The sequence below is a fragment of the Cryobacterium gelidum genome (assembly GCF_004403985.1).
GTDB lineage: Bacteria > Actinomycetota > Actinomycetes > Actinomycetales > Microbacteriaceae > Cryobacterium > Cryobacterium gelidum.
This window is the reverse complement of record NZ_SOHL01000003.1, coordinates 65,883-87,417: the sequence shown is the minus strand read 5'-3', so window position 1 is coordinate 87,417 and position 21,535 is coordinate 65,883. Positions and strand designations below refer to the sequence as shown.

At 65.1% G+C, this 21,535-nt stretch carries 22 protein-coding genes; 12 read left to right on the top strand and 10 right to left on the bottom strand.

The annotated features are described in order from the left end of the window. Positions 1-9: 9 nt before the first annotated feature. Positions 10-258, bottom strand: a complete 249-nt coding sequence (locus E3T50_RS00550) for a DNA mismatch repair protein (RefSeq protein WP_241990675.1) — start codon at positions 256-258, stop codon at positions 10-12. Between the two features lie 143 nt (positions 259-401). Here E3T50_RS00550 and msrA point away from each other — a divergent pair, with 143 nt between their 5' ends. From msrA to E3T50_RS00525, 5 genes are all read left to right on the top strand, one after another. Further along, a complete protein-coding gene (gene msrA / locus E3T50_RS00545) occupies positions 402-926 on the top strand; it encodes a peptide-methionine (S)-S-oxide reductase MsrA (protein WP_134458931.1) in 525 nt (174 codons plus the stop codon). Between the two features lie 205 nt (positions 927-1,131). Next, positions 1,132-1,662 (top strand): single-stranded DNA-binding protein, encoded by a 531-nt coding sequence (locus E3T50_RS00540; protein ID WP_134550110.1) that lies wholly within the window; start codon positions 1,132-1,134, stop codon positions 1,660-1,662. A gap of 134 nt (positions 1,663-1,796) precedes the next feature. Then, positions 1,797-2,252 carry a DUF6993 domain-containing protein gene (locus E3T50_RS00535; protein ID WP_134550109.1) on the top strand — a complete coding sequence of 152 codons (456 nt, stop codon included), beginning with the start codon at positions 1,797-1,799 and terminating at the stop codon, positions 2,250-2,252. 5 nt (positions 2,253-2,257) lie between these two features. After that, the gene (ettA, locus tag E3T50_RS00530; protein ID WP_134458937.1) at positions 2,258-3,940 is read left to right on the top strand and encodes an energy-dependent translational throttle protein EttA; all 1,683 of its coding nucleotides are present in this window, start codon (positions 2,258-2,260) and stop codon (positions 3,938-3,940) included. Positions 3,941-3,959: 19 nt separating this feature from the next. After that, positions 3,960-4,430, top strand: a complete 471-nt coding sequence (locus E3T50_RS00525) for an acyl-CoA thioesterase (RefSeq protein ID WP_134550108.1) — start codon at positions 3,960-3,962, stop codon at positions 4,428-4,430. Positions 4,431-4,451: 21 nt separating this feature from the next. On the opposite strand, the gene E3T50_RS00520 is transcribed toward E3T50_RS00525, so the two are convergent. Then, entirely contained in the window at positions 4,452-4,931 is a 480-nt protein-coding gene (locus tag E3T50_RS00520) for a Rieske (2Fe-2S) protein (RefSeq protein ID WP_134550107.1), read from the bottom strand. A 142-nt stretch (positions 4,932-5,073) separates the two neighbouring features. Here E3T50_RS00520 and E3T50_RS00515 point away from each other — a divergent pair, with 142 nt between their 5' ends. Together E3T50_RS00515 and E3T50_RS00510 are read left to right on the top strand one after the other, a co-directional pair. Next, positions 5,074-5,583: a sigma-70 family RNA polymerase sigma factor gene (locus E3T50_RS00515; protein ID WP_134458943.1), complete on the top strand. Its 510-nt coding sequence runs from the start codon at positions 5,074-5,076 to the stop codon at positions 5,581-5,583. After that, positions 5,580-6,296, top strand: a complete 717-nt coding sequence (locus E3T50_RS00510; protein WP_134550106.1) for an anti-sigma factor family protein — start codon at positions 5,580-5,582, stop codon at positions 6,294-6,296. The genes E3T50_RS00515 and E3T50_RS00510 overlap by 4 nt, the downstream gene beginning before the upstream one ends. A 6-nt stretch (positions 6,297-6,302) precedes the next feature. On the opposite strand, the gene E3T50_RS00505 is transcribed toward E3T50_RS00510, so the two are convergent. Further along, complete coding sequence (locus E3T50_RS00505) at positions 6,303-7,178, bottom strand: acyl-CoA thioesterase (protein WP_241990674.1); 876 nt, start codon at positions 7,176-7,178, stop codon at positions 6,303-6,305. A gap of 65 nt (positions 7,179-7,243) precedes the next feature. On the opposite strand from E3T50_RS00505, the gene E3T50_RS00500 reads away from it, so the two are divergent. The 4 genes from E3T50_RS00500 to E3T50_RS00485 all read left to right on the top strand — a co-directional run bounded on the left by E3T50_RS00500 (position 7,244) and on the right by E3T50_RS00485 (position 10,756). Continuing rightward, positions 7,244-7,924, top strand: coding sequence for a DUF8185 domain-containing protein (locus E3T50_RS00500; RefSeq protein WP_338145322.1), 681 nt, complete (start codon positions 7,244-7,246; stop codon positions 7,922-7,924). Positions 7,925-7,963: 39 nt separating this feature from the next. Further along, entirely contained in the window at positions 7,964-9,385 is a 1,422-nt protein-coding gene (locus tag E3T50_RS00495; RefSeq protein ID WP_338145321.1) for a flavin monoamine oxidase family protein, read from the top strand. Positions 9,386-9,452: 67 nt separating this feature from the next. Further along, entirely contained in the window at positions 9,453-10,100 is a 648-nt protein-coding gene (locus E3T50_RS00490) for an FMN-dependent NADH-azoreductase (protein WP_134550104.1), read from the top strand. Between the two features lie 77 nt (positions 10,101-10,177). After that, positions 10,178-10,756, top strand: a complete 579-nt coding sequence (locus E3T50_RS00485) for an alpha/beta hydrolase family protein (protein WP_241990673.1) — start codon at positions 10,178-10,180, stop codon at positions 10,754-10,756. Between the two features lie 136 nt (positions 10,757-10,892). Here the strand turns inward: E3T50_RS00485 and E3T50_RS00480 are convergent, their stop codons facing one another. The 4 genes from E3T50_RS00480 to pepN all read right to left on the bottom strand — a co-directional run bounded on the left by E3T50_RS00480 (position 10,893) and on the right by pepN (position 15,975). Further along, positions 10,893-11,402, bottom strand: a complete 510-nt coding sequence (locus tag E3T50_RS00480) for a DinB family protein (protein ID WP_134550103.1) — start codon at positions 11,400-11,402, stop codon at positions 10,893-10,895. Positions 11,403-11,581: 179 nt separating this feature from the next. Next, a complete protein-coding gene (locus tag E3T50_RS00475; RefSeq protein ID WP_134459414.1) occupies positions 11,582-11,989 on the bottom strand; it encodes a globin in 408 nt (135 codons plus the stop codon). Positions 11,990-12,087: 98 nt separating this feature from the next. Continuing rightward, entirely contained in the window at positions 12,088-13,203 is a 1,116-nt protein-coding gene (locus E3T50_RS00470; RefSeq protein WP_174844706.1) for a mechanosensitive ion channel family protein, read from the bottom strand. A 225-nt stretch (positions 13,204-13,428) separates the two neighbouring features. Next, the gene (pepN, locus tag E3T50_RS00465) at positions 13,429-15,975 is read right to left on the bottom strand and encodes an aminopeptidase N (protein WP_134550102.1); all 2,547 of its coding nucleotides are present in this window, start codon (positions 15,973-15,975) and stop codon (positions 13,429-13,431) included. A gap of 90 nt (positions 15,976-16,065) precedes the next feature. Here pepN and E3T50_RS00460 point away from each other — a divergent pair, with 90 nt between their 5' ends. Further along, on the top strand, positions 16,066-17,079 hold the full coding sequence (locus E3T50_RS00460; protein ID WP_134550101.1) for a DUF2332 domain-containing protein: 1,014 nt from the start codon (positions 16,066-16,068) through the stop codon (positions 17,077-17,079). 134 nt (positions 17,080-17,213) lie between these two features. Here E3T50_RS00460 and E3T50_RS00455 read toward each other — a convergent pair whose 3' ends face one another. From E3T50_RS00455 to E3T50_RS00445, 3 genes are all read right to left on the bottom strand, one after another. Next, positions 17,214-18,806 (bottom strand): AAA family ATPase, encoded by a 1,593-nt coding sequence (locus E3T50_RS00455; protein WP_134550100.1) that lies wholly within the window; start codon positions 18,804-18,806, stop codon positions 17,214-17,216. 171 nt (positions 18,807-18,977) lie between these two features. Further along, positions 18,978-20,483, bottom strand: a complete 1,506-nt coding sequence (locus E3T50_RS00450; RefSeq protein WP_134458963.1) for an SDR family oxidoreductase — start codon at positions 20,481-20,483, stop codon at positions 18,978-18,980. A gap of 170 nt (positions 20,484-20,653) precedes the next feature. After that, positions 20,654-21,079: a GNAT family N-acetyltransferase gene (locus E3T50_RS00445; protein WP_134550099.1), complete on the bottom strand. Its 426-nt coding sequence runs from the start codon at positions 21,077-21,079 to the stop codon at positions 20,654-20,656. Positions 21,080-21,535: the final 456 nt, after the last annotated feature.

Genomic DNA, 21,535 nt, shown 5'->3' with positions numbered 1-21,535 from the left:
GGTGCCGCTCTAGCGAAAGCAATCGACCGCGTCTTCGATGCGACAGAACACGCCCAAGTCCCGAGTTCTGGTTGCAAAGACGACGCGCCTGGCACTGAACCGATCGCCGTCGACGCCATCGTGGTGTTCGAGATAGCCGATGACGGCGCCGGACGGGTCGACGATACGCCACAGCCCATCGCGCACACGGATGAAGGTGCGCCCTCGAACGTTGGGAGTTGCTGCTCGAGGAGGTATGGGTGCGATGAGGGTGGTCATGTGTGCCCCTTCGTTGTATCTCAGCTGCCCGCGGTTGGTGCTTTCACGGTATCGGCGACCACTGACATCCGCTCGTGGCGAACACGTCCCGAGAACACGGGTTCGACCTGTGAACCCGGCGACCAAGGAGTTACAGTGGATCGATGCAAACTTTTGTGATCGCAGGTGGATGTTTCTGGTGTCTCGATGCTGTCTATCGGGTCTTACGCGGGGTTAGCGCTGTCGTGTCGGGGTACACCGGCGGTACGTCCGCCAACCCGAGCTATGAAGCGGTCTGCACGGGGCGCACCGGCCATGCCGAAGCCGTCGCGGTGACCTTCGACCCCGAGGTCATTCCAGCCAGCGTCATCCTCGACGTATTCTTCACGCTGCACGACCCGACCCAGCTCAACCGTCAGGGTCACGATGTCGGTACCCAGTACCGATCGGCGATGTTCTACACCGACACCGAGCAGAAGCAGTTGTTCGAAACGGCCCGCGACCGGGCAAGCGAATGGTGGGGTTCCGGCATCACGACCACGATCGAACCACTCGGCGTCTACCACGAGGCCGAGGACTACCACCAGGACTTCTTCGCCAAGAATCCAGGCCAGGGCTACTGCATGGCGGTCGCCGTGCCGAAGGTCAACAAGATTCGCAAGTCGTACTCCGAATACCTCGTCAGCTGACTCCTCCTCCCGAGCCATTCGGCAGCGGAATTGTCCACGGATTCGAAACGGCTCAAATCTGGGCGTCGTTCCGGGCGTCACACTCGCAGTGTGCGACCCGGGATCGACGAAGACTGGCACGAGTTGTCGTTCCCGGGTCGTGTGCGTCGACTGCCTGCTCGACGCTTGCGAACGCGTTCACGCGATAACCGTGCCGGGAGCAACTATGAGCGACCAGATCACGGTATCCGGAATCATCGGCACCGTCCCCCGCAGGACCGTCGCCAACAATGGCGCCCCGATCACATCCTTTCGGCTGGCCTCCCGCCAGCGTCGTTTCGACCGGGCCAAGAACAACTGGGTCGACGACGACACCAGCTGGTACTCCATCACGACGTTTCGTCAACTGGCCCTTAATGCGGCTCAATCGCTGCACAAGGGCGAGCACGTCATCGTGACCGGTCGATTGCTCATTCGCAACTGGACCAACGCGGAACGCTCCGGAATCGACGTGGAGATTGTCGCAGTCTCCGTCGGCCACGATTTGTCCTGGTACACCACCACGCCGGTGCGGAGTGTCGCGCCGGCCCGAGCTGACACAGAGAGGCCTGAGCCGGAGCCGGTTGACTGGATCGAATCGGTCGAATCGACCATCGCGCACGAGGCGGAGAGCGTGCGTCCTGATCGTTCAGGAGACGGCTTCGTTCCAGTCGAGACCGACGCTGATCGGGATGCGTACGCGAGTTTAGACTCGTAGCATCGTCCACGAACGTGGACCGGGGGAGGCGGATCTTGAGCGCGGCAGAACTACGACAGCAGGATGCGAGTGCACATGCGGTTCGAAGGCACGGGCGCTTCAGGCGGTTGACCGCGGCGGCTGTGGGTGCGGTCATGCTCCTCGGCGGTGCACTGACCGGTTGCGCCGTCGGCCCGGCCGAGCCGGCCGCCCCGGTGACCGCGACCTCGGCTGCAGCCTCACCCTCAGAAAAGCCGTCGGCCACGCCGGATCCCGATCCGGCGCTGTCGCCCGATGGAAGCGCGAGCGAGAATCTTGCTTACTTCAACTCTCTGGCAACGGCCGTCACCAAGGCCAACTCCGCCGCCGACGGACGCGCCTACATCGACGCGCTCGTGGTCGGCGGGTTTGACCGCACCGCCATGGAGGTGACCTTCGATCGCACGCAGGCCGGCCTCGTCGCCGACGCGGTGCAGTTCTCGGTGCGTTTCGCTGGCGAATGTCTGATCGGCCAGATTGGGCCGGCCGGCGACGGCTTCCGCAGCATGGTTGCGCCAATTTTGTCGACCGGTTTGTGTCTTGTCGGGGCCACCCGGCAAATAGACTGGTGATTACTATGGCCGAATTTATTTACTCAATGGTCCGCGCTCGCAAGGCGATCGGCGAAAAGCTGATTCTTGACGACGTCACCATGTCCTTTTTTCCCGGTGCGAAGATCGGTGTGGTCGGCCCGAACGGTGCCGGAAAGTCCACCATTCTGAAGATCATGGCGGGCCTGGACACACCCAGTAATGGCGAGGCGAGACTCTCCCCGGGCTACACCGTTGGCATCCTCATGCAGGAGCCGCAGCTCGACGAGAGTAAGACCGTGCTGGAGAACGTGCAGGAGGGCGTCGGGCCGATCAAGGCCAAGGTCGACCGCTTCAACGAGATCAGCCTCGCCCTCGGCGAACCCGACGCAGATTTCGACACGCTGCTCGCAGAAATGGGCGTGCTGCAGGAAGCCATCGATGCAGCGGATGCCTGGGATCTCGACTCCCAGCTCGAACAGGCTATGGACGCCCTGCGTACCCCGCCGGGAGACTCCGAAGTCTCCAACCTGTCCGGTGGTGAGAAGCGCCGCGTTGCGCTGACCAAACTGCTGCTGCAGAAGCCCGACCTGCTCTTGCTCGACGAGCCCACCAACCACCTCGACGCCGAGAGTGTGCTGTGGCTCGAGCAGCATCTCGCCAAGTACCCGGGCGCTGTGCTCGCCGTGACCCACGACCGGTACTTCCTCGACCACGTGGCCGAGTGGATCGCCGAGATCGACCGCGGGCACCTGTATCCGTACGAGGGCAACTACTCCACCTACCTCGAGAAGAAGCAGGAGCGCCTGCTCGTGCAGGGCAAGAAAGACGCGAAGCTGTCGCGTCGTCTCGCCGACGAACTGGAGTGGGTACGTTCCAACGCCAAGGGTCGCCAGGTGAAGTCGAAGGCGCGACTGGCTCGCTACGAGGAGATGGTCACCGCAGCCGAAAGCACGCGCAAGCTCGACTTCGAAGAAATCGTGATTCCGGTCGGCCCGCGACTCGGCGCCCAGGTAATCGACGCGACCAAGCTTGAGAAGGGCTTCGACGGGCGCGTACTCATCGACAACCTCAGCTTCACCCTGCCGCGCAACGGCATCGTGGGCATTATCGGCCCGAACGGTGTGGGAAAGACCACGCTGTTCAAGACCATCGTCGGCCAGGAGCCCCTCGACGGCGGCGATCTGAAGATTGGCGAAACGGTCGACATTTCCTACGTCGACCAGGATCGCGGAGGCATCGACCCGAACAAGACGCTGTGGGAGGTCGTCTCCGATGGCCAGGACTACATCCAGGTCGGCAAGACCGAGATTCCGTCGCGCGCCTACGTGTCGACCTTCGGTTTCAAGGGCCCAGACCAGCAGAAAAAGGCCGGTGTGCTCTCCGGTGGTGAGCGCAACCGGCTGAACCTGGCCCTCACCCTGAAGCAGGGCGGTAACCTGCTGCTCCTCGACGAGCCCACCAACGACCTCGACGTCGAAACCCTCGGTTCGCTCGAGAACGCGCTGCTGGAGTTTCCGGGTTGCGCCGTGGTGATCACTCACGACCGGTGGTTCCTCGACCGGGTGGCCACGCACATTCTCTCCTACGAGGGTACCGACGACAATCCGGCCAACTGGTACTGGTTCGAGGGTAACTTCGAGTCGTATGAGCAGAACAAGATCGAGCGTCTCGGACCCGACGCGGCCAAGCCGCACCGCTCTGCCTACCGCAAGCTCACCCGCGACTGAGACGAAGCACGGACAACTCGTGAAGCTGCACGTACCGATTCGCCTGCGCTGGTCCGACCTCGACGCCTACGGTCACGTCAACAATGCCGAGATGCTGCGCCTGCTCGAAGAGGCGCGCATCCTGGCGTTCTGGGTGACCGAAGACGATGGGGCGATCGGCGCGAGTACAGCGGTGCTCGACGGTCGCCCTGGGGCGGCAACCCTGACGCTCATCGCACGGCAGGAAATCGAATATCTCGCGCCGGTACCCTACCTGCGCCAGCCGCTCGACGTGCGACTGTGGCTCGGCAAACTCGGCGGGGCCAGCCTGGACGTCTGCTACGAGGTCTACAGCCCGGACGGTGTCACGCCCGAGCTGTTGTACGCCCGGGCGAACACCACCATCGTGCTCGTCGACGCGGCAAGCGAGCGACCGCGCCGCATCAACGACACCGAACGTGCGGCGTGGACACCATACCTCGACGCACCGATCGAGTTTGCGCGGCGCTGAGCCGCACCGGATGGCTGGTCGTTAACCAGCCATCACCGCGCCGCCATCGACCGTGATGGTCACCTTGTCGAGCGCCCGCGGGGCCGGGCCGCCCAGTACTTTCCCGGTGGCGAGGTCAAACCGCGATTGGTGACACGGGCAATCGAATTCGGTTGCCGCCGGCGCCACCTTGCATCCTTGGTGGGTGCACTTGGCGCTGAAACCGACGACCGTGCCGGCCGTGGGTTGGGCCAGCAGAATCGGTTGACCATTCAGTGTGGCCGCAATGCCGCCACCGACTGGAATATCGGCGAGTTTTGCGACTTCGGTTGCCGGTGCCGACGCGCCGGAACCAGAGGCCGAGCCACTCGGATCGGTCGTAACAGGGCCGGCGGGCCCTGCGCCCGCGCCCGGGCTGCTGGTGGCCGGGGTGCTGCTACAGGCAGCCAGGGCCACCGCTGCAGCAGTGCTCCCGCCGGCCAGGATCATGTTGCGACGGGACAGGTCGAGTTCCGGTGTCATGATTCTCCTCGAAAGACGTGTTCGCGGGTAGGTTTGCGTTGCTGTACTTATCAACGAAGCGGTATCCGATTCCGTTCACTGAGTCCGGGATGTAATTGAACCACGTTCTCTGGATATCCGTGTTAAGCAGGGGAGGTAGGTCATGGCAGATGAACGCGCCGAACTCTTGCAGGCCCTCCACGACGAGCACGCACCGCTGTTGTGGCGCTATGTCGTGCGGTTGACCCACGACCCTGCCCTCGCCGACGACGTCGTGCAAGAGACTCTGCTGCGTGCTTGGCGGCGCCCCCGCTTGCTCGATCAGACCGAGGTGTCGGCCCGCGCCTGGCTGTTCACGGTGGCCCGCAACCTGGTGATCGATGACCGGCGCTCGGCCAGGGCCCGGCACGAGATATTGACCGACCAGCTTCCCGAGGTGCCCACCGACGACCAGACCGACGCGTTGCTCGATGCCTGGCTGGTCGCGGATGCCCTTCATGACCTCTCACCCGACCATCGGGCGGTCATTGTCTGTGCGTATTATCGAGGCCAGTCCGTGGCCGAGACCGCGCGGGACCTGGTCATCCCCGAAGGGACCGTGAAATCCCGGCTGCACTACGGCCTGCGAGCCCTGCGGCTCGCCCTGCAGGAGCGAGGAGTGACGGAGCGATGACCACTCCAGCAGACCTCTACACCGACTGGGACGGCGCCTATGTGCTCGGCGCACTGTCGCCGGGCGAGCGCCGTGACTATGAACGGCACCTCAACGACTGCGTTGCCTGCAGCCTGGCGGTCGCCCACCTCGTCGGCCTTCCGGGGCTGCTCGCCCAGGTTCCACTGGAACAAGCCCGGCAACTTGGCCATTCGGTCGATAGGACAGCGGAGGTGTCGCCCCCCGCCGATCTGTTGCCCCGGCTGTTGCGGGCGGCCCAGGCGCGCAGCCGGCGAACACGCTGGATCATCGCCGCGGCCGCGGCCGCGGCCGTGGTCGCGGCGGCCGCGATCGCGGCATCCGCTGCCTTGGTGCTGCCGGGCTGGCTTGAGCAGCCGCGCGTCAATGCCAGCGAACCGGCCGTGGCCATGACCGCGGTGGTTCCCAGCCCGCTCACCGCTACGTTTCGCCTGACCGGCGAAGACTGGGGCACCCGGATCGACGCCACCTGTAATTACGCAGAGAGCGGCAGCGATTTCGGTGCGCAGCCCTACGCCCTGTTCGTGACCGACCGGGCCGGCACTGAGAGCCTCGTCGCCAGTTGGATTGCCGGTCCCGGCACCACGATCAGCGCGGCCGGCACCACAAGCGTGGCCGAAGGCGACATCGCGAGTGTGGACATTCGGTGGATGCCCGACGAGCGCGTGCTGCTGGAATCCACGCCGAGCTGGTAGTGCGAGCTATTCCAAAATGATGGGGACGCGCAGCATGCCTTCCTGCGCAACGGTGGCCAGGAGCACGCCGTCCCGACTGAAGATGCTGCCGGTGGCGAGGCCGCGGCCGCCCTGCGCACTGGGTGAATCCTGCACGTAGAGCAGCCATTCGTCGACCCGACCAAATCGATGCCACCACATGGCGTGGTCCAGGCTCGCCACCTTGAGGCCGGGCGACGACCAGGCGACACCGTGCCGGCGCATGATCGGCTCCATGATCGAGTAGTCGCTGGCATAGGCCAGGGCCGCGCGGTGCAGGTCGGGGTCGTCGGGCAGCGGGGAGAACGTCTTCATCCAGACCGCCTGCCGGGAGGTATGTTCACCATTGACCTTGAGGTAGATCGGTGAGGGAACATGCCGCATGTCGAAGGGGCGCTCGCTCGCCCAGTATCGGGCCACCGAGTGGTCGATGTGCGCAAGCGAATCGGATGCCGTCGGCAGGCTTTCCGGGTCGGGGATATCTTGCGGCATCTCCAGGTGGTGTTCCAAGCCCTCATCGGCGTCTTGGAACGAGGCGATCATCGACAGGATCGGCACGCCACCCTGGTAGCACTGCGTGCGACGGGTGGAGAACGAGCGGCCGTCGTGAATACGCTCCACCGAAAAGGTGATCGGCGCTTTGACGTCGCCGGGACGCAGAAAATAGCCGTGCATCGAGTGCACGTGGCGTTCGTCGGGCACCGTGCGCATGGCGGCGACGAGTGACTGCGCCAGCACTTGCCCGCCGAAGACGCGGCCGAGGGGCATCCACTGTGATGGACCGGTGAAGATGTCCTCGTTGGTGCGGGCACCGGTGTCGGTCAGATCGAGAACGGCCAGAAGGCCTTCCATCGGCTTGTGCATGTTCTCTCCTCGGGCAAATTCGCGTCCGCGGCATGCGGGTGTTTCGTCTCTTGGTAGTTTAGAAGATGATGAGCCAGTCATTCACTCTTACCGATTCCCAGTCCCTCAGCGACCTGATCGTATTTCTTTCTCGTTCCGGCCGCGTTCTCGACGGTTCCGTGCGCCTGATGGCGTCCGAGGGCGTTCTCGCGGTGTACACCGCCATCTTCTATCCGCGTGGTCTGCTCGATGCGAGCCCGACCGTGCTTGGTTTGCGAACCTTCGCATTGAAGGAGCCGGTCGACCTCGACAAGGTGGTGCCGGTGCGGTCGCTGCTGGAACGCCTCAAGCGTCTCGAATCCACTGCTAGCGACCTGACTCTGCCGGTCACGGTGACCGTTCCCCTCGAGGTGAACACCGTGACCTGGGCGGGGATCTCCCCGCCCAAGGGCGGCTGGGAACCGCACGGCCAAATGTCGGCAGCACACCTCGAGGCGGCCGCTCGGGAGGGGATCGACGAGGTCGCCACCGCCGTGCCGGAGGGCACCGGAGAGCTGATCGTGGAACGCGTGCGCTCCGAGGTCTGGGGCCGTCAGATCGAGGGGATCGAATTCGTGCCGACCGGCGCCGGTTTCGCAGCGTTCAGCCTCGGGTTTCTCTCCGACGTCGAACCGGTGCAGCTCTACGAATCCGGTCTGTGGACCCGCCTCAGCACAAGTCGCGGCCACGTTCTGGTGCGGCGCAAGCCGTGGACCCTCAAGGTCTAGCCGGCTCCCGGCCCCGAGGGCATTAATGAATACCTCTCGATGGAGTACACTCTCGTTTCCGCGTTTGAATTCACCCATCAGCCAGGAGCAACCATGATCACGATTGAGCGCGATGTCGTTGTTATCGGTGCCGGGGCCTCGGGTCTCACCGCCGCCACCGCACTGCAGAAGGCCGGTCTCACCGTGGCCGTGCTCGAAGCTCGTGACCGCGTCGGCGGACGCCTGTGGACCAACGAGATCGAGGGCGCCATGCTCGAGATCGGCGGCCAGTGGGTTTCACCCGACCAGCATGCCCTCAAAGCCATGTTGACCGAACTGGGCCTGACCACCTATCCGCGCTACCGCTCCGGTCGGAACGTCTACATCAACGGTGCCGGCGAGGTCAGCCGGTTCGACGGCGAGATCTTTCCGGTGCCGGCGGGGACCGAGGCACAGATCGTCGGCCTGATCGACCAGCTCGACGCCCTGGTGGCCGAGATCGACCCGGATAGCCCGTGGGAGCATCCGCTCGCCAAGGAACTCGACGCGGTCTCGTTCAGCCGCTGGCTCGAGACGCAGACCGACGACCAGGAAGCCCGCGACAACATAGGCATGTTCATTGCCGGGGCCATGCTCACCAAGCCAGCCCACGCCTTCTCGGCCTTGCAGGCGCTGCTCATGGCGGCCAGCGCCGGGTCGTTCAGCAACCTCGTCGACTCCGATTTCATTCTTGACGAGCGGGTTGTCGGCGGGTTGCAGCGGGTGCCCCTGGTGCTGGCCCAGAAGCTCGGCGCCGATGTGTTCCTCGGGCAGCCAGCGCGCAGCCTGAGCTGGAGCGATACCGGCGTCACGGTCGTCGCTGACGGTATGACGGTAACCGCCCGGCACGCCATCGTGGCCGTTCCGCCGCCTTTGATCAGCCGGATCAGCTTCAACCCTCCCCTCCCGCGTCGCCAGCAGCAGCTGCACCAGCACCTGTCCATGGGCTTCGTGATCAAGGTGCACGCCGTCTACGAAACGCCGTTCTGGCGTGCCGACGACCTCTCCGGCACCGCGTTCAGCCCCTACGAACTCGTGCACGAGGCCTACGACAACACCAACTATGAGGACCCGCGTGGCACCCTCGTGGGTTTCGTCTCCGATGAAGAAGCGGATGCCGTCTTCGCGCTCACCGCGGATGAGCGCAAGGCGCGCATCCTCGAGTCCCTGTCGCACTACTACGGTGAGCAGGCGCTGCACCCGGTCGTCTATTACGAAAGCGACTGGGGCTCGGAAGAATGGACCCGCGGCGCCTACGCAGCGAGCTTCGATATGGGCGGCCTGGTGCGCTACGGCGCCGAACTGCGTAGCGCCGTCGGCCCGATTTCCTTCTCGTGCAGCGACATGGCCGGCAAGGGTTATCAGCACGTGGACGGCGCCATCCGGGTGGGGCAGGACGCGGCTGCGGCCATCATCGCCGAACGCGAGTCGGCCGTCGGATAAGGCTTCTGGTCGGCGAAGCGGCGCACCCGGGTGGTAGCAACGGGCGGCTCGCCCTTAGGCTTTGGGCATGCCCAGACTGTTGCAACTCGATTCGTCCGCAGACCTGACCACATCGCGTTCGCGAGCGATCACCGAGACGTTCGCCACTGCCTGGCGCAGTCTCGGCGAAGACCACACCGTCGTCCACCGAGACCTGCACCGGGAACCGCTGCCCCACCTCAAGGATGCCGCGCTGCACTTTCCGCCCAGGTTGCGACCGAAGGGTGCGAGCCCCAGCCCTCGGCAGGAGGAACTTCAGCGCGTTTTGATCGCGGAACTGGTGGCGGCTGACGTGCTGTTGATCGGCGTTCCCTTATACAACTATTCGATGCCGTCGACTTTGAAGGCCTGGGTCGACTACATTCACCTGCCGACGGTGACAGCCCCGGTCGACGATCCCGCCAGCCAGCAGCCCCTGGCCGGTCGCCCGGCCGTGCTCGTGTCCACCCGCGGAGGGATCTACGACGCGGGTTCACCAACCGAGTTTGACGACCATGCGCTGCCCGCGCTCACCCTGATTCTGGGCAATGCGCTGGGAATGACGGTCGAAACTATTGTGGCCACCCGCACTCTCAGTGAACGATTTGGTGCCCCCACCGACGAGGTCGCCGCGCAACATCGGGAGTTGGCCGCGGCGCACGACACCGCTGTTCAGGCTGCCCGCCGCCTGGGCTGACCGGTTCCTGAATCTTCGAATAGTCCGCTCGTCGAGCTCGAAAGGGCATTCGCTATGCGGGCGGGTTGGCTGGCACCGTGGACAGGTTTCCACCAGTCGAACCATACGACACCGGAATGATGGATGCCGGTGACGGCCATCGTGTGTACTGGGAGACCAGTGGCAACCCCACGGGAACGCCCGTGCTCATCCTGCACGGCGGGCCGGGCTCAGGTACAACACCGGGAGGACGCCGAAACTGGGACCTTGATCGGTACCTCATCATCCAAATGGATCAACGGAACTGCGGCCGCAGCACGCCGCTGGCGAGCGACCCGACGGTGAGCCTCGACACCAACACGACGCAGCACCTCATCTCCGACATTGAGCAACTGCGGCTGCACTGGCTCTACCACGAGACCGGTCGTTATCTGCCCGCGCAGTGGGCACGTTTCCGGTCGGGTGTTCCCGACTCCGATCGGGACGGAGATCTCGTGGCGGCCTACAACCGCCTGCTCAACGAATCTGGTGACGTTGAGGTTCAGCGTTCGGCCGCGCAGGGGTGGTGCGACTGGGAATATGCCTCAGTCTCCTGGGAGCCGGGATGGTCACCGAGTGCCCGATTACACGAGCCCGACTTCCGGCTGCAGTTCGCTTGCATCGTGGCCCGATGCTGATCTTCATGTTATCCACGATGGCGGGCACCAGGGGAATCAACGGATGATGCAGCTCATCCTCGAGGCTGGGCGTCGATTCGAGGATGCTTTGTAGAACAGCCTGGCCCTGTCATGCCGAAAAGCGTATGGTCTGCCGCTATTCGCCGACGGCACCATCGATGGCCTCTCGAAGCAGGTCGGCATGGCCGTTGTGCCTGGCCGCCTCCTCGATCAGATGGAGGAGGATCCAGCGCAGGTTCCAGCGCTGCCCGTCGCGGTTCACACCTACTGAGAGGGTGTCGAGATCAATGCCGGCGACTGCCCGCCGACTGCGCTCGCACGCGGCTCGGTACAGGTTTCGCAGCTCCGTCGGGTCGTCGTGCTGCGCGCTGTGGAACTCCCAGTCCCGGTCGTCGTCCCACGGCGCACTAGCCCACGGTTCCTGCTCCGGAAGGCCGAGGAAACGCGATTGAATCCAATCATCTTCCACGAGTGCCAGGTGTTTCAGCAGGCCGGACAGCGTCAGCGTCGACGTGGCAATCGGCTGACTCAGCTGTGCAGCGTTGAGTCCGTCGGTCTTGATCAGCAGCGTCGCACGGTGAAAGTCGAGAAATTCCAGCAGGGTGCTGCGTTCGTTCGCGGCGAGCTGAGGGTCGGTACGGTCCAAGCTCTCAGCCTCCCACTCCGCAATCACGACACCATGGCCAGCGTGATGTTCCCTGTGGAAATCATATTCCACGGCGTCCAATTGTGATCAGCAACTCGGGCCGCCAGACTGCGCGTCGCGATGCGCGCCAAAACCTCCGGCTACGGAGTAGCGATAGGGCAGTCCGAAACGCGTTGCGCCTATTCTTCGAAGCTGTTCACCATCGCGAAGGCGGCGCGTTCCAGATAATCCCACAGGATGCCCTGTTGCAGCGGCGGCAGGTTGGCCGCGTCCACGGCAACGCGCATGTGGCCAAGCCACCGGTCGCGGGCATCTGGATTCACCTTGAACGGAACGTGCCGCTGGCGCAACCGGGGGTGACCGCGCTGCTCGCTGTAAGTCCCGGGGCCGCCCCAGAACTGCTCGAGAAACATGACCAGACGGTGTTCAGCGGGGCCGAGGTCGTCTTCGGGGTACATCGGCTTCAACACCGGGTCGGTGGCCACGCCCACGTAGAAGTCATGCACGAGCTTTTCAAAAAACGGGGTTCCGCCGACCTCGTCGAAGAACGTCGGTACCGCGGCAGCACCGTGCTCGCCCGCGCGCAGGTGTACGCCGGCGGGGGAAGGAGACTGGTCGGTGGGGTGTCGTTCAGTGGTCACGGGGTGCGGCTTTCTTCTGTGGGCAGTTTGTTTCGGCGCAACGGTCAGTCAATGCCGTCGCCGCGGATTTCAGGGTCTGGCGTATGCAACGGGGCCGGAACGCTCGTAGCCTTGCGCGGCCCGCGGGGCTTTCGCACCGCGACCGGGCCGGCGCGTACGCCGTCGACGTCGGGCACGGCGGCGGCGGCATCTTCGGCCGCGTCACCCTCGGCCGGTTCAATGCCCGAACCGTCGATGGTGCCGTCGCCCGTGGTCATGACCACGCTGTTGAGTGGGGTCAGCGGCACGCCCATACCGTCGAGGGCCTTTTTCATGTGCAGGCGCAGATCACGGGCAAAGTCCCACTTGGCCGAGACCCGGGTCTTGACCACGAGCCGGGTGACGAGGGCTTCGGCGCTAATCGACTCCAGGCCCCAGATCTCGGGCTTTTCGAGAACGAACGCGCGCCACTTACGGCTCGAGGCGAGGGCACTGGCCACGCGCAGAAGTTCGTCTTGTACAGCCTCGACGTCGGAGCTGTATGGAATGGCGAGGTCGATGATGACCCGGGCCCAGCCCTGCGACATGTTGCCGACCCGCAGAATCTCGCCGTTGCGCACGAACCAGAGTGTGCCGTCGATGTCGCGTACCTGCGTGATCCGAATTCCGACCGTCTCAACGACACCGGATGCGAAGCCCACGTCGACGATGTCGCCCACGCCAATCTGGTCTTCCACGACCATGAACAGGCCGTTGAGAATGTCCTTGACGATGTTCTGGGCGCCGAAACCGAGGCCGGCGCCGAGCGCCGCGGTGAGCAACGCGAAGGAACCGAGAATGTCCTTGTTCAAGGTGGTGACGATGAGCAGCAGGGCGGTGATCAGAATGAACACGTTCACGACGTTCGCCAGCACGGCGCCGAGCGTGCGCGAGCGCTGCACGACGCGCACCGCGGCCAGCGGCGACACGTTTAGCGCCTGGGTATCGTCAACCTTTTGATTCTTCTTGACGCCGGAGACGATTTGCTGCACCACCCGGCGAATAACGAATTGCAGGGCCCAGCGCAGCGCGAATGCGACAACGATGATCATCGCGACAGCGAAGATCTTTTCCCAATAGCCGATCCACGGAATTTCAGCAAAGTAGGCACCGAGGTCGGTCCAGAATGTTTCCCAGTTCATATCCAAGCCAGTCTACCGAGGGGCCTCGGCTGCACCCGAGCGGAGGCTACGGCGGCGGTGCTCCGGCCCAGACACGCGGCCTGCGCACCCCCGGTGTGAGCACCGCAGGAGCGGCATCCTCTCGGTTTGCGTGGAGTTTGCTGTGAACGTGAGCGGGAGACAAGAAATCCCGCGACCAGCCTGTGGCCGGCCGCGGGATTCACGGTGTGGTGGAGTACGAGTGAACTAGACGGCGTCGCGGGCCTGTACCTGAAGCGATCGCTCGACCCCGGCCAGATTCTCGACCACGAGACGGCGCAGGGCGGCCGGCTCGGGGTTCGCATCGAGCCAGGCACGTGTCGCGTCGGCGAGAGCCTGGTTGTTCAGCGGTGCCGGGTAGAGGCCGATCACGAGCTTCTCGCCGATCGAGAAGCTGCGGGCCGCCCACACCGACTGCAGCATGTCGAAGTAGGTCGTCACGAACGGTGCGAGCAGGCTCGAGTCGCTTACGCGCAAGAATCCGGCGGCCGTCGTGCGCACTATGGTCGTCGCGGCCGTGTCCACGTCGATGAGCGACGACCAGGCAGCGAGCTTGCCCTCGGCCGTGGGGAGTGCCGCCCGGGCGAGGGCAGCCGACTGAGCGCCGGTGGCAGTGTTGTCGGCGGCGAGCGCCGTGTCGACCTCGATGGCGCTGGCCCGGCCACCGGCCACGAGAGCGGTGAGCAACTCCCAGGCCAAGTCGGTGTCGACGGTGAGGCCCGCCAGCACGATGCTGCCCGAACGCAGGGCGGCCACGTTGTCGAGCTGCGCCGGGGTGGCCGCGACCGAAGCGAAGAACTTCACAAACTGGAACTGAGCGTCGCTGCCGGCCGCCGCGCTCTGGGCGAGCGTCCACAACGCGTCGGCGACCTCGGCCGTGACGGTGGCGCGGTGCGGCTCGGCCACGTAGTAGGTGGCGGTGAGCACGACCTGGCCGAGCACGGTGCGCAGCGTCGTCGACTCTGTCTCGGTGGCCACGTTGTTCAGTACCAGACGCACGAAGTCGCGCGCCGAGGTTTCTGCATCGCGCGTGGCGTCCCAGACCGAACCCCAGACCAGGGCGCGGGCGAGCGGGCTCTCGATAGCCGCGAGGTGCTCGAGAGCACAGGCCTCCGATGCCGGGTCGAGGCGCACCTTGGCATAACTGAGGTCATCGTCGTTGAGCAGGATCAAGTCGGGACGCTGGCGGCCGACGAGGGCGGGAACATCCGTTCGCTCACCGTCCACATCGAGCTCGACCCGGTGCGTGCGCACAAGCTTGTGAGAGTCGTCGAAGGTATAGAAGCCGATGGCCAGGCGGTGCGGTCGAATGGTGGGGTAGTCCGCCGCGGCGCTCTGCAGCACGGTGAAGGCGGTGATCGTGCCGGCAGCATCGACCGCGATCTCGGGGCGCAGCGTGTTGACGCCGGCGGTTTCCAGCCACAGCTGGGCCCATCCGCTGAGGTCCCGGCCGCTCGCGGCCTCGAGTTCCACGAGCAGGTCGCGCAACTCGGTGTTGCCCCACTGGTGCTTCTGAAAATAGGACCCGACGCCGGTGAAGAACGCCTCGATACCCACCCAGGCGGCGAGCTGCTTGAGCACCGAACCGCCCTTGGCATAGGTGATGCCGTCGAAGTTGACGAGCACATCGTCGAGGTCGCGGATGGTGGCGACTACCGGGTGGGTCGACGGCAGCTGGTCCTGCTTGTAGGCCCAGCTCTTCTCCATCACGGCGAAGGTGGTCCAGGCCTCGTGCCACTCGGTCGCCTCAGCGGTGGCGATGGTCGAGGCCCACTCGGCGAAGCTCTCGTTGAGCCAGAGGTCGTTCCACCAGGTCATGGTGACCAGGTCGCCGAACCACATGTGGGCAAGCTCGTGCAGGATGGTCACGACGCGGCGTTCCTTGATAGCGTCGGTTACTTTGGAGCGAAAAATATAGGTTTCGGTAAAGGTGACCGCACCGGCGTTCTCCATGGCGCCGGCATTGAACTCCGGCACGAACAGCTGGTCGTACTTGTCGAACGGGTAGGCGTAGCCAAACTTCTCCTCGAAGTAGGCGAACCCCTGGCGTGTCTTCTCAAGGATGTAGTCGGCGTCGAGGTATTCGCTGAGGCTTTTGCGGCTGAACACGCCGAGCGGGATGGTGCGCCCGTCGCTGGAAACGAGCTCGCTGCGCACGACGGCGTACGGACCGGCGATGAGCGCGGTGATGTAGCTCGAGATGGTGTGCGTGGGCGCAAATGCCCACGTGCTGGTGCCGTTGCCGGCATCGGTAGGCTCGGGCGTGGTGGAGTTGGAGACGACCTGCCACACGCTCGGCGCGGTGACGGTGAAGGAGAATTCGGCCTTGAGGTCGGGCTGCTCGAACACGGCGAAGACGCGGCGGGAGTCCGGTACCTCGAACTGGCTGTACAGGTAGACCTCGTTGTCGACCGGGTCGACAAAACGATGCAGACCCTCACCGGTATTGGTGTACAGCGCGTCAGCGACGACGACGAGCTCGTTCTCGCCCTTCAGATCATCGAGCGCAATACGGATGCCGTCGCTCACGACGGCCGGGTCGAGCGCGACACCGTTGAGGGTCACCGAGTGCACCGTGGCCGTGATGGCGTCGATGAAGGTCGAGGCGCCGGGGGTTGCGGTGAAGCTCACCGTGGTCGTGCTGCCAAACGTCGTGGGACCGGTGGTGAGGTCGAGCACAACGTTGTAGCTCGCAACGGTGACGAGCGCTGCGCGCTCCGACGCTTCAATGCGGGTGAGGTTTTCTCCAGGCAACAGGTTCTCCAATTCGATTCACGATCGTGAGGCTTTGGCATTCGTAGTGCCATCGCACCCCGCAAGCCTAACCATGATTACGATGTCGGCATGAGAGAGAGCACTGATCCGCTGGTCGACACCAGTGCGCGCTATCGGGCCTTCGCCGAGGTCGAAGCCCGCGGAATGAGCGCCTGTTATGAACGGTGGGCTGCTGGCGTCGCGGTCGATCCCCGGCTTGTGACGTTGATCGACCAGCTGCCGCCGACCAAGCGGCAACCGAACCTGCTGTTCGGCGCGGCGCGGCTGCACGGCGCTGCGGCAGGGGAGTACGCGCCGTTCGCGGCGTGGCTGCGCGAGCACTGGGCCGACGTCGCCGCGACCTGCCTCACCCATGTGACGCAGACCAACGAGCCCGGTCGGTGCGCCGTGCTGCTTCCGGCTCTGGCGGCGCTCGCCGGGCCTCTTGCGATCATCGAGGTGGGGGCATCCGCGGGTCTCTGCCTGCACCCCGACCGGTACAGCTACCGCTATCGGTTCGCCGACGATGACGCTGAGAGCGGCGGCGGCGAGCGGATGCTGCACCCGGCTGGCGGTCCGAGCGCGGTGGTGCTGGACTGCACGGTCAGCGGCCCGGCGCCGCTGCCCGAGCGAATGCCCGAGATCGTCTGGCGGGCCGGCATCGATCTGGGCCCGCTCGACGTTCAAAGCGACGCGGACGTGGCCTGGCTCGAGGCCCTGATCTGGCCGGAGCACGACGACCGGCGGGCCCGACTTCGGGCTGCCGTGACCGTGGCGCGCGAGCAGTCGGTCGAGATCGTGCGCGGGGATCTCAATGACGAGATCGCCGCACTCGTGGCCCGGGCACCGGCCGGGGCGACCGTGGTCGTATTCCATACCGCCGTGCTCGCGTACCTGAACGAGACCGACCGCCTGCGGTTCGCTGCGCAGATGATGCGGTTGCCGGTGCGCTGGCTGTCCAACGAGGGGCAGAGCGTGGTGCCCGGGGTGTTGGAGCGGCTGGGGGAAGCGCCGGCGGAGGCATCCGCTTTCATTCTTGCCCTGGACGGCGAGCCGATCGCCTTGACCCAGCCGCACGGCCGCTCGTTACACTGGCTGGGGTAACGGAGGCGGACGAGCCGCTAGCGGCAGAAGTGGCTCGAAATCCGGCGGTGGTCACAGTTGCAACTGCTCAAGAAACACCGTACTCGTTCGGGGAGTTGTCCGTTACGGCGATGGCCTGAACGGACAGGCGCTGGTTATCGGTGTTCGTCACCGTCGTCAGTCTTTCCCGGATCGTCACCCGGAGCGTCGGCGGGTGGCTCGGCTGACGGCTCCGCTGACAACGGCGCCGCGCTACCGGTTGTCCAGCCGAAGGAGGCGGATTGCCGCGTCATCACGGCCGCCGAACCGTGCATCGGAACGTAGCTGCCGTTCGGCCCATCGCTCGACTCCTCGTCGGGCTGCCAACGTTCGGTGTCGCCAGTGCGGGTGCCGAGGAGCCGTCGGGTCAGGGATTCGACCGCCGACAACAGATCGTCGAGGGCCACCTGCAGGTCGTTGTCGTCGACGGTGTCGGCGCGGAGGGCAGCGCGAAGCACGGCCCGGCGAATCAGCTCCTTCGCGAAGGAGCCCGTCACTCCTTCCGCACGGCGGGCAGCGGCGTTGAGGGCAGCCGGGCTGAACGGCAGCCCTCCCGCATAGCGTCGGAACAGTCGCTCGCGTTCGGCAGGGGCGGGCAAGGGTACTTCGACGGCGAGGTCGACCCGGCCTGGCCGTTCGGCAAGGGCGCGCTCGAGCACCTCGACCCGGTTGGTGGTCATGACGAAGGCCACATCGGCGTCGCCGTCGAGTCCGTCGAGAGCGTCGAGCACCTCGAACAACAGCGGCTGCGGAGTGGCATTGCGTTGCATCGCGACCAGGTCGATGTCTTCCATAACGACGATGGACGGCGCAAAGGTGCGTGCGATCTCGGCAGCCGCAGCGATGTGCACGATGCTGCTCCCGGTGAGCAGCACGGCGGTGATGTCCGGTGTTTCGCTGAGCAGGTGGCGCACGGTGAGGGTTTTACCGGTGCCGGGAGCACCGTAGAGCAGTACACCGCGCTTCAAATGTTGCCCGGCGGCGAGCAAGACCTGGCGCTGCTCGCCGATTCCGATGACGTGGTCGGTGATGGTGCCGAGGATGCCCTCCGGCAGCACGATGGCGGCCGTCGGTACGACGGGTCGTTCCAGGAAGGTGATTCCGGCTCCGGCTCCGTATTCGGTTTGCACGAACGAGAGCACCTGTCCGCGCAGCACGCTGTGCTCGATCATGAGTGCGCGCAGGTGCTCGAGAAAACCGGTGACCGTGCGCGGCGACTCGGCCATGATTTCGAGCTCGGCCGTGTTGCGCCCGAATTGCGGGTTCGCTGCGCGTTGCAGCACGGCAATCGGCTCGCCGTCGAAGCGGATGAGCCTCAGGCCGAACGAGACCACCTGGCGGGTCGACGTCGGTCCGGTCGCCCGGGCCGAGTAGTCCACCGGTCCGGGCCCGAAGCCCTGGAACGGGCTGGCCACGAGCTCGGACAGCGTCGAGTGAAACCGCTGCTGCCCGCCCGATACGCCCAGAAGTGCGGCCGGATCCGCGCCGGCCAACGTGCTCAGGGCTATGTCCGCGTCGACGAGGCGATGATCGGCCAGGGTCTCCGACACGACCGGCAGTGTCGACGCGTTGGCGCCGAGAAAGGCGCTGATGCGGTCGCCGAGCGGTGTCAGGCTCGACCCGGCCCGGTCATCCGCCGCAGATACGACCCGTTCCATGAAGTGTTTGAAGGCGCGCACAACGTCTCGGTCGAAAGTGTCCTCGGTCATGTCGTTCTCCTGTTCTCGTGGCAGCCCTGTCGAACCTAGCGGGCCTGGGCGATGATTGCCGAGGCCGAGGCCGAGGCCTAGGCCTCAGCGACCGCGACCGCGTCGGTGTGCGAGTCATCTCGATTTCGACCCAGACGCCTGAGGCGCATTCCAGCAGCTGACGGCCCTGTGCTACCAGGCGCCGGGCTTGTAGTCCTTCAGAAAGACGCCGTAGAGGTCTTCGCCATCCTCGCCGCGCACGATCGGGTCGTAGACCCGGGCGGCACCGTCGACCAGGTCGAGCGGTGCGTGGAAGCCCTCCTCGGCCAGGCGCACTTTGGTGGGGTGTGGGCGTTCGTCAGTGATCCAGCCGGTATCGACGCTGGTCATGAGAATGCCGTCTTCCAGCATCTCCTTCGCGCTCGTGCGGGTGAGCATATTCAGGGCGGCCTTGGCCATATTGGTGTGCGGGTGGCCGGGGCCCTTGTATCCGCGACCAAACACGCCTTCCATCGCCGACACATTCACAATGTAGGTGCGCCGGGCAGTGGATGCGCTCAGCGAAGCCCGCAGGCGGCTTACGAGCAAAAATGGTGCCGTCGTGTTGCACAGCTGCACTTCGAGCATTTCCAGCGGATCCACGTCTTCGACGTTGGCGGTCCAGCTGTTCACGTCGTGCAGGTCGGGAACAAGCCCGCCGGCGTCGATGGCGGTGCCGGCAGCGAGGCGTTCGAGTGAACTCGACCCGGCGGCAAGGGCCAGCCGAGTGAGGTCATCCGCTGTCAGGGCGCCGGCACCGGACGCCGCCGCGAGTAGCGGGTGCGTCGAGACCGACGCGGCGAGAGCGAGCGGATGCGCATCGTTCGTGTGCCCAAACGACACGATCTCGGGCAACGGACCGTCGGGCAGCGGAGAATCTTCGGCCTCGACCAGGGGGGAGTAGGAGCCGCGAGAACGACGCACGGTCTGCGCTGCGTTGTTGATCAGAATGTCGAGTGGGCCCTGGGCGGCGACGGAATCGGCGAGCGCGATCACCTGGGCCGGGTCACGCAAATCGATGCCGACGATGCGCAGGCGGTGCAGCCAATCCTTCGAGTCGTCCATCGCGGCGAAGCGGCGAACGGCATCGCGCGGAAATCGCGTGGTGACGGTGGTGTGGGCACCGTCGCGAAGCAGCCGCAGGGCGATGTACATGCCGATTTTGGCACGGCCGCCGGTGAGCAGTGCGCGTTTGCCGGTGAGGTCGGTACGAGCGTCACGCTTGCCGTGACTGGAGAGGGCGCAGTTCGGGCAGAGCTGGTGGTAGAACGCGTCGACCACGGTGTACTTCTGCTTGCAGATATAGCAGGCGCGCGGAACGAGTAGCTCACCGGCGGTCGCCGCGCTGGTACCCAGGGAGAGCTGAGCGCCGCGCGTCTCATCGTCGATGCGGGTGGGCGCGCCGGTGGCGGTGGCAGCGATGACGCTGCGATCGGCGTCGGCGATCACCGCGCGCTTCTCGATGCGTCGCACCATCTTGACCGACTTGAACATCTTCGCGGTGGCCTGACGCACCGTGACGAAGTCGGGGCTATCCGGGTCGATGTCGGCCAGGGAAGCTAGTACGCGGAGGGTGACGGCGAGCTCGTGCGGGTCGATTCCGGCGAGCTCGGTGGCCGGTGCTGCCGACTGGGCGGCGATAGTGGGCGCAGAGGTCATTAGAGGATTCTACGCGGACCGACTGGGAGCATCCGTTTCAGGGGAACACCTGCGCTCGTGCGCGAGACGCGAACGAGCCGGCCCCACCGTATTCGAGGTCACCACGACTGTACGACGCCTGTACGACGCCTGTACGACGCCTGGCCCGCGGAAATGCCGCGGAGCGCGCGCTAGCGGGCGCCGCTCAAGATCATCAGCTTCTGCGGGTCTGGAAACGGCGTGAATCCCACCTGCTCGTAGAGGCCGTGCGCGTCCAGTGTCGAGAGGAGCACTCGCTTGAGGTGCATGGGCCAGAGAGTGTCGACGACCGCTTGCGCGAGGAAGAGACCGAGACCTCGGCCTCGGGACGGGCGGTCGATGTACACGTCACACAACCACGCAAACGTGGCATGGTCGGTAACAACCCGGGCGTAGCCGCACAAACCGCCAGCGCTATCGTAGACGCCAAAGTTCAATGAGCCGCCAGCTGCGCGTTGAACGGTCTCCTTGGACCGGCCGAGTGCCCAGAACGCATCCGTCGAAAGCCAGTGGTGAACCTGCCGCAGATCGATGCGGCCGAGGTCGGTGTCAACGGAGTACTCCTCGTTCGTGGGCATAGCTCCGCGGTAAACGGTGGATCACGCGCGCCGGCAGTCTGAGGTCTGGGGCGAGCATTTCGGTTGGCTCGCCCATGATCTTCAGAGCCGGATAGTGGCCGCGTCAGGCAATGTCGTTGTTCTCGTGGCAGAAGTTTCGGGTCGGGTCGTTTCGGCCGCCTGGCTCGTCTTCAAAGACGGAACGGATTTCGCTGGATTGTGGGGTGGTTCGACTCTGGTCGAGGGGAGAAGGCCGTCGTTCGACGGTTGGTCTGTCACGCTGGCCGTTCGATGAACCGATACGTACCTCGGTGCAAGGTTGACTTAGACGTGGCACGCCGGTTTAATATCGGTCAGCTGAACCAGAGATTTCATTCTTCTGCGATCAACGTAAGGGGACACGACGTGGAACATTCACCAGTCGCCAGGGAGCTCGCTTTGGCGGACGATCGCCGCATCCGGGTCCGCCGACGCGGG

Coding starts and splice junctions, on each gene's coding strand:
- msrA (WP_134458931.1), top strand. CDS start 402: ATGCAAACTTTTGTGATCGCAGGTGGATGTTTCTGGTGTCTCGATGCT.
- E3T50_RS00460 (WP_134550101.1), top strand. CDS start 16,066: ATGAGAGAGAGCACTGATCCGCTGGTCGACACCAGTGCGCGCTATCGG.
- E3T50_RS00505 (WP_241990674.1), bottom strand. CDS start 7,178: ATGCACAAGCCGATGGAAGGCCTTCTGGCCGTTCTCGATCTGACCGAC.
- E3T50_RS00445 (WP_134550099.1), bottom strand. CDS start 21,079: ATGCCCACGAACGAGGAGTACTCCGTTGACACCGACCTCGGCCGCATC.
- E3T50_RS00515 (WP_134458943.1), top strand. CDS start 5,074: ATGGCAGATGAACGCGCCGAACTCTTGCAGGCCCTCCACGACGAGCAC.
- E3T50_RS00455 (WP_134550100.1), bottom strand. CDS start 18,806: ATGACCGAGGACACTTTCGACCGAGACGTTGTGCGCGCCTTCAAACAC.
- ettA (WP_134458937.1), top strand. CDS start 2,258: ATGGCCGAATTTATTTACTCAATGGTCCGCGCTCGCAAGGCGATCGGC.
- E3T50_RS00535 (WP_134550109.1), top strand. CDS start 1,797: ATGCTCCTCGGCGGTGCACTGACCGGTTGCGCCGTCGGCCCGGCCGAG.
- E3T50_RS00490 (WP_134550104.1), top strand. CDS start 9,453: ATGCCCAGACTGTTGCAACTCGATTCGTCCGCAGACCTGACCACATCG.
- E3T50_RS00450 (WP_134458963.1), bottom strand. CDS start 20,483: ATGACCTCTGCGCCCACTATCGCCGCCCAGTCGGCAGCACCGGCCACC.
- E3T50_RS00495 (WP_338145321.1), top strand. CDS start 7,964: ATGGAGTACACTCTCGTTTCCGCGTTTGAATTCACCCATCAGCCAGGA.
- E3T50_RS00540 (WP_134550110.1), top strand. CDS start 1,132: ATGAGCGACCAGATCACGGTATCCGGAATCATCGGCACCGTCCCCCGC.
- E3T50_RS00470 (WP_174844706.1), bottom strand. CDS start 13,203: ATGAACTGGGAAACATTCTGGACCGACCTCGGTGCCTACTTTGCTGAA.
- E3T50_RS00520 (WP_134550107.1), bottom strand. CDS start 4,931: ATGACACCGGAACTCGACCTGTCCCGTCGCAACATGATCCTGGCCGGC.
- E3T50_RS00510 (WP_134550106.1), top strand. CDS start 5,580: ATGACCACTCCAGCAGACCTCTACACCGACTGGGACGGCGCCTATGTG.
- E3T50_RS00500 (WP_338145322.1), top strand. CDS start 7,244: ATGATGAGCCAGTCATTCACTCTTACCGATTCCCAGTCCCTCAGCGAC.
- E3T50_RS00550 (WP_241990675.1), bottom strand. CDS start 258: ATGACCACCCTCATCGCACCCATACCTCCTCGAGCAGCAACTCCCAAC.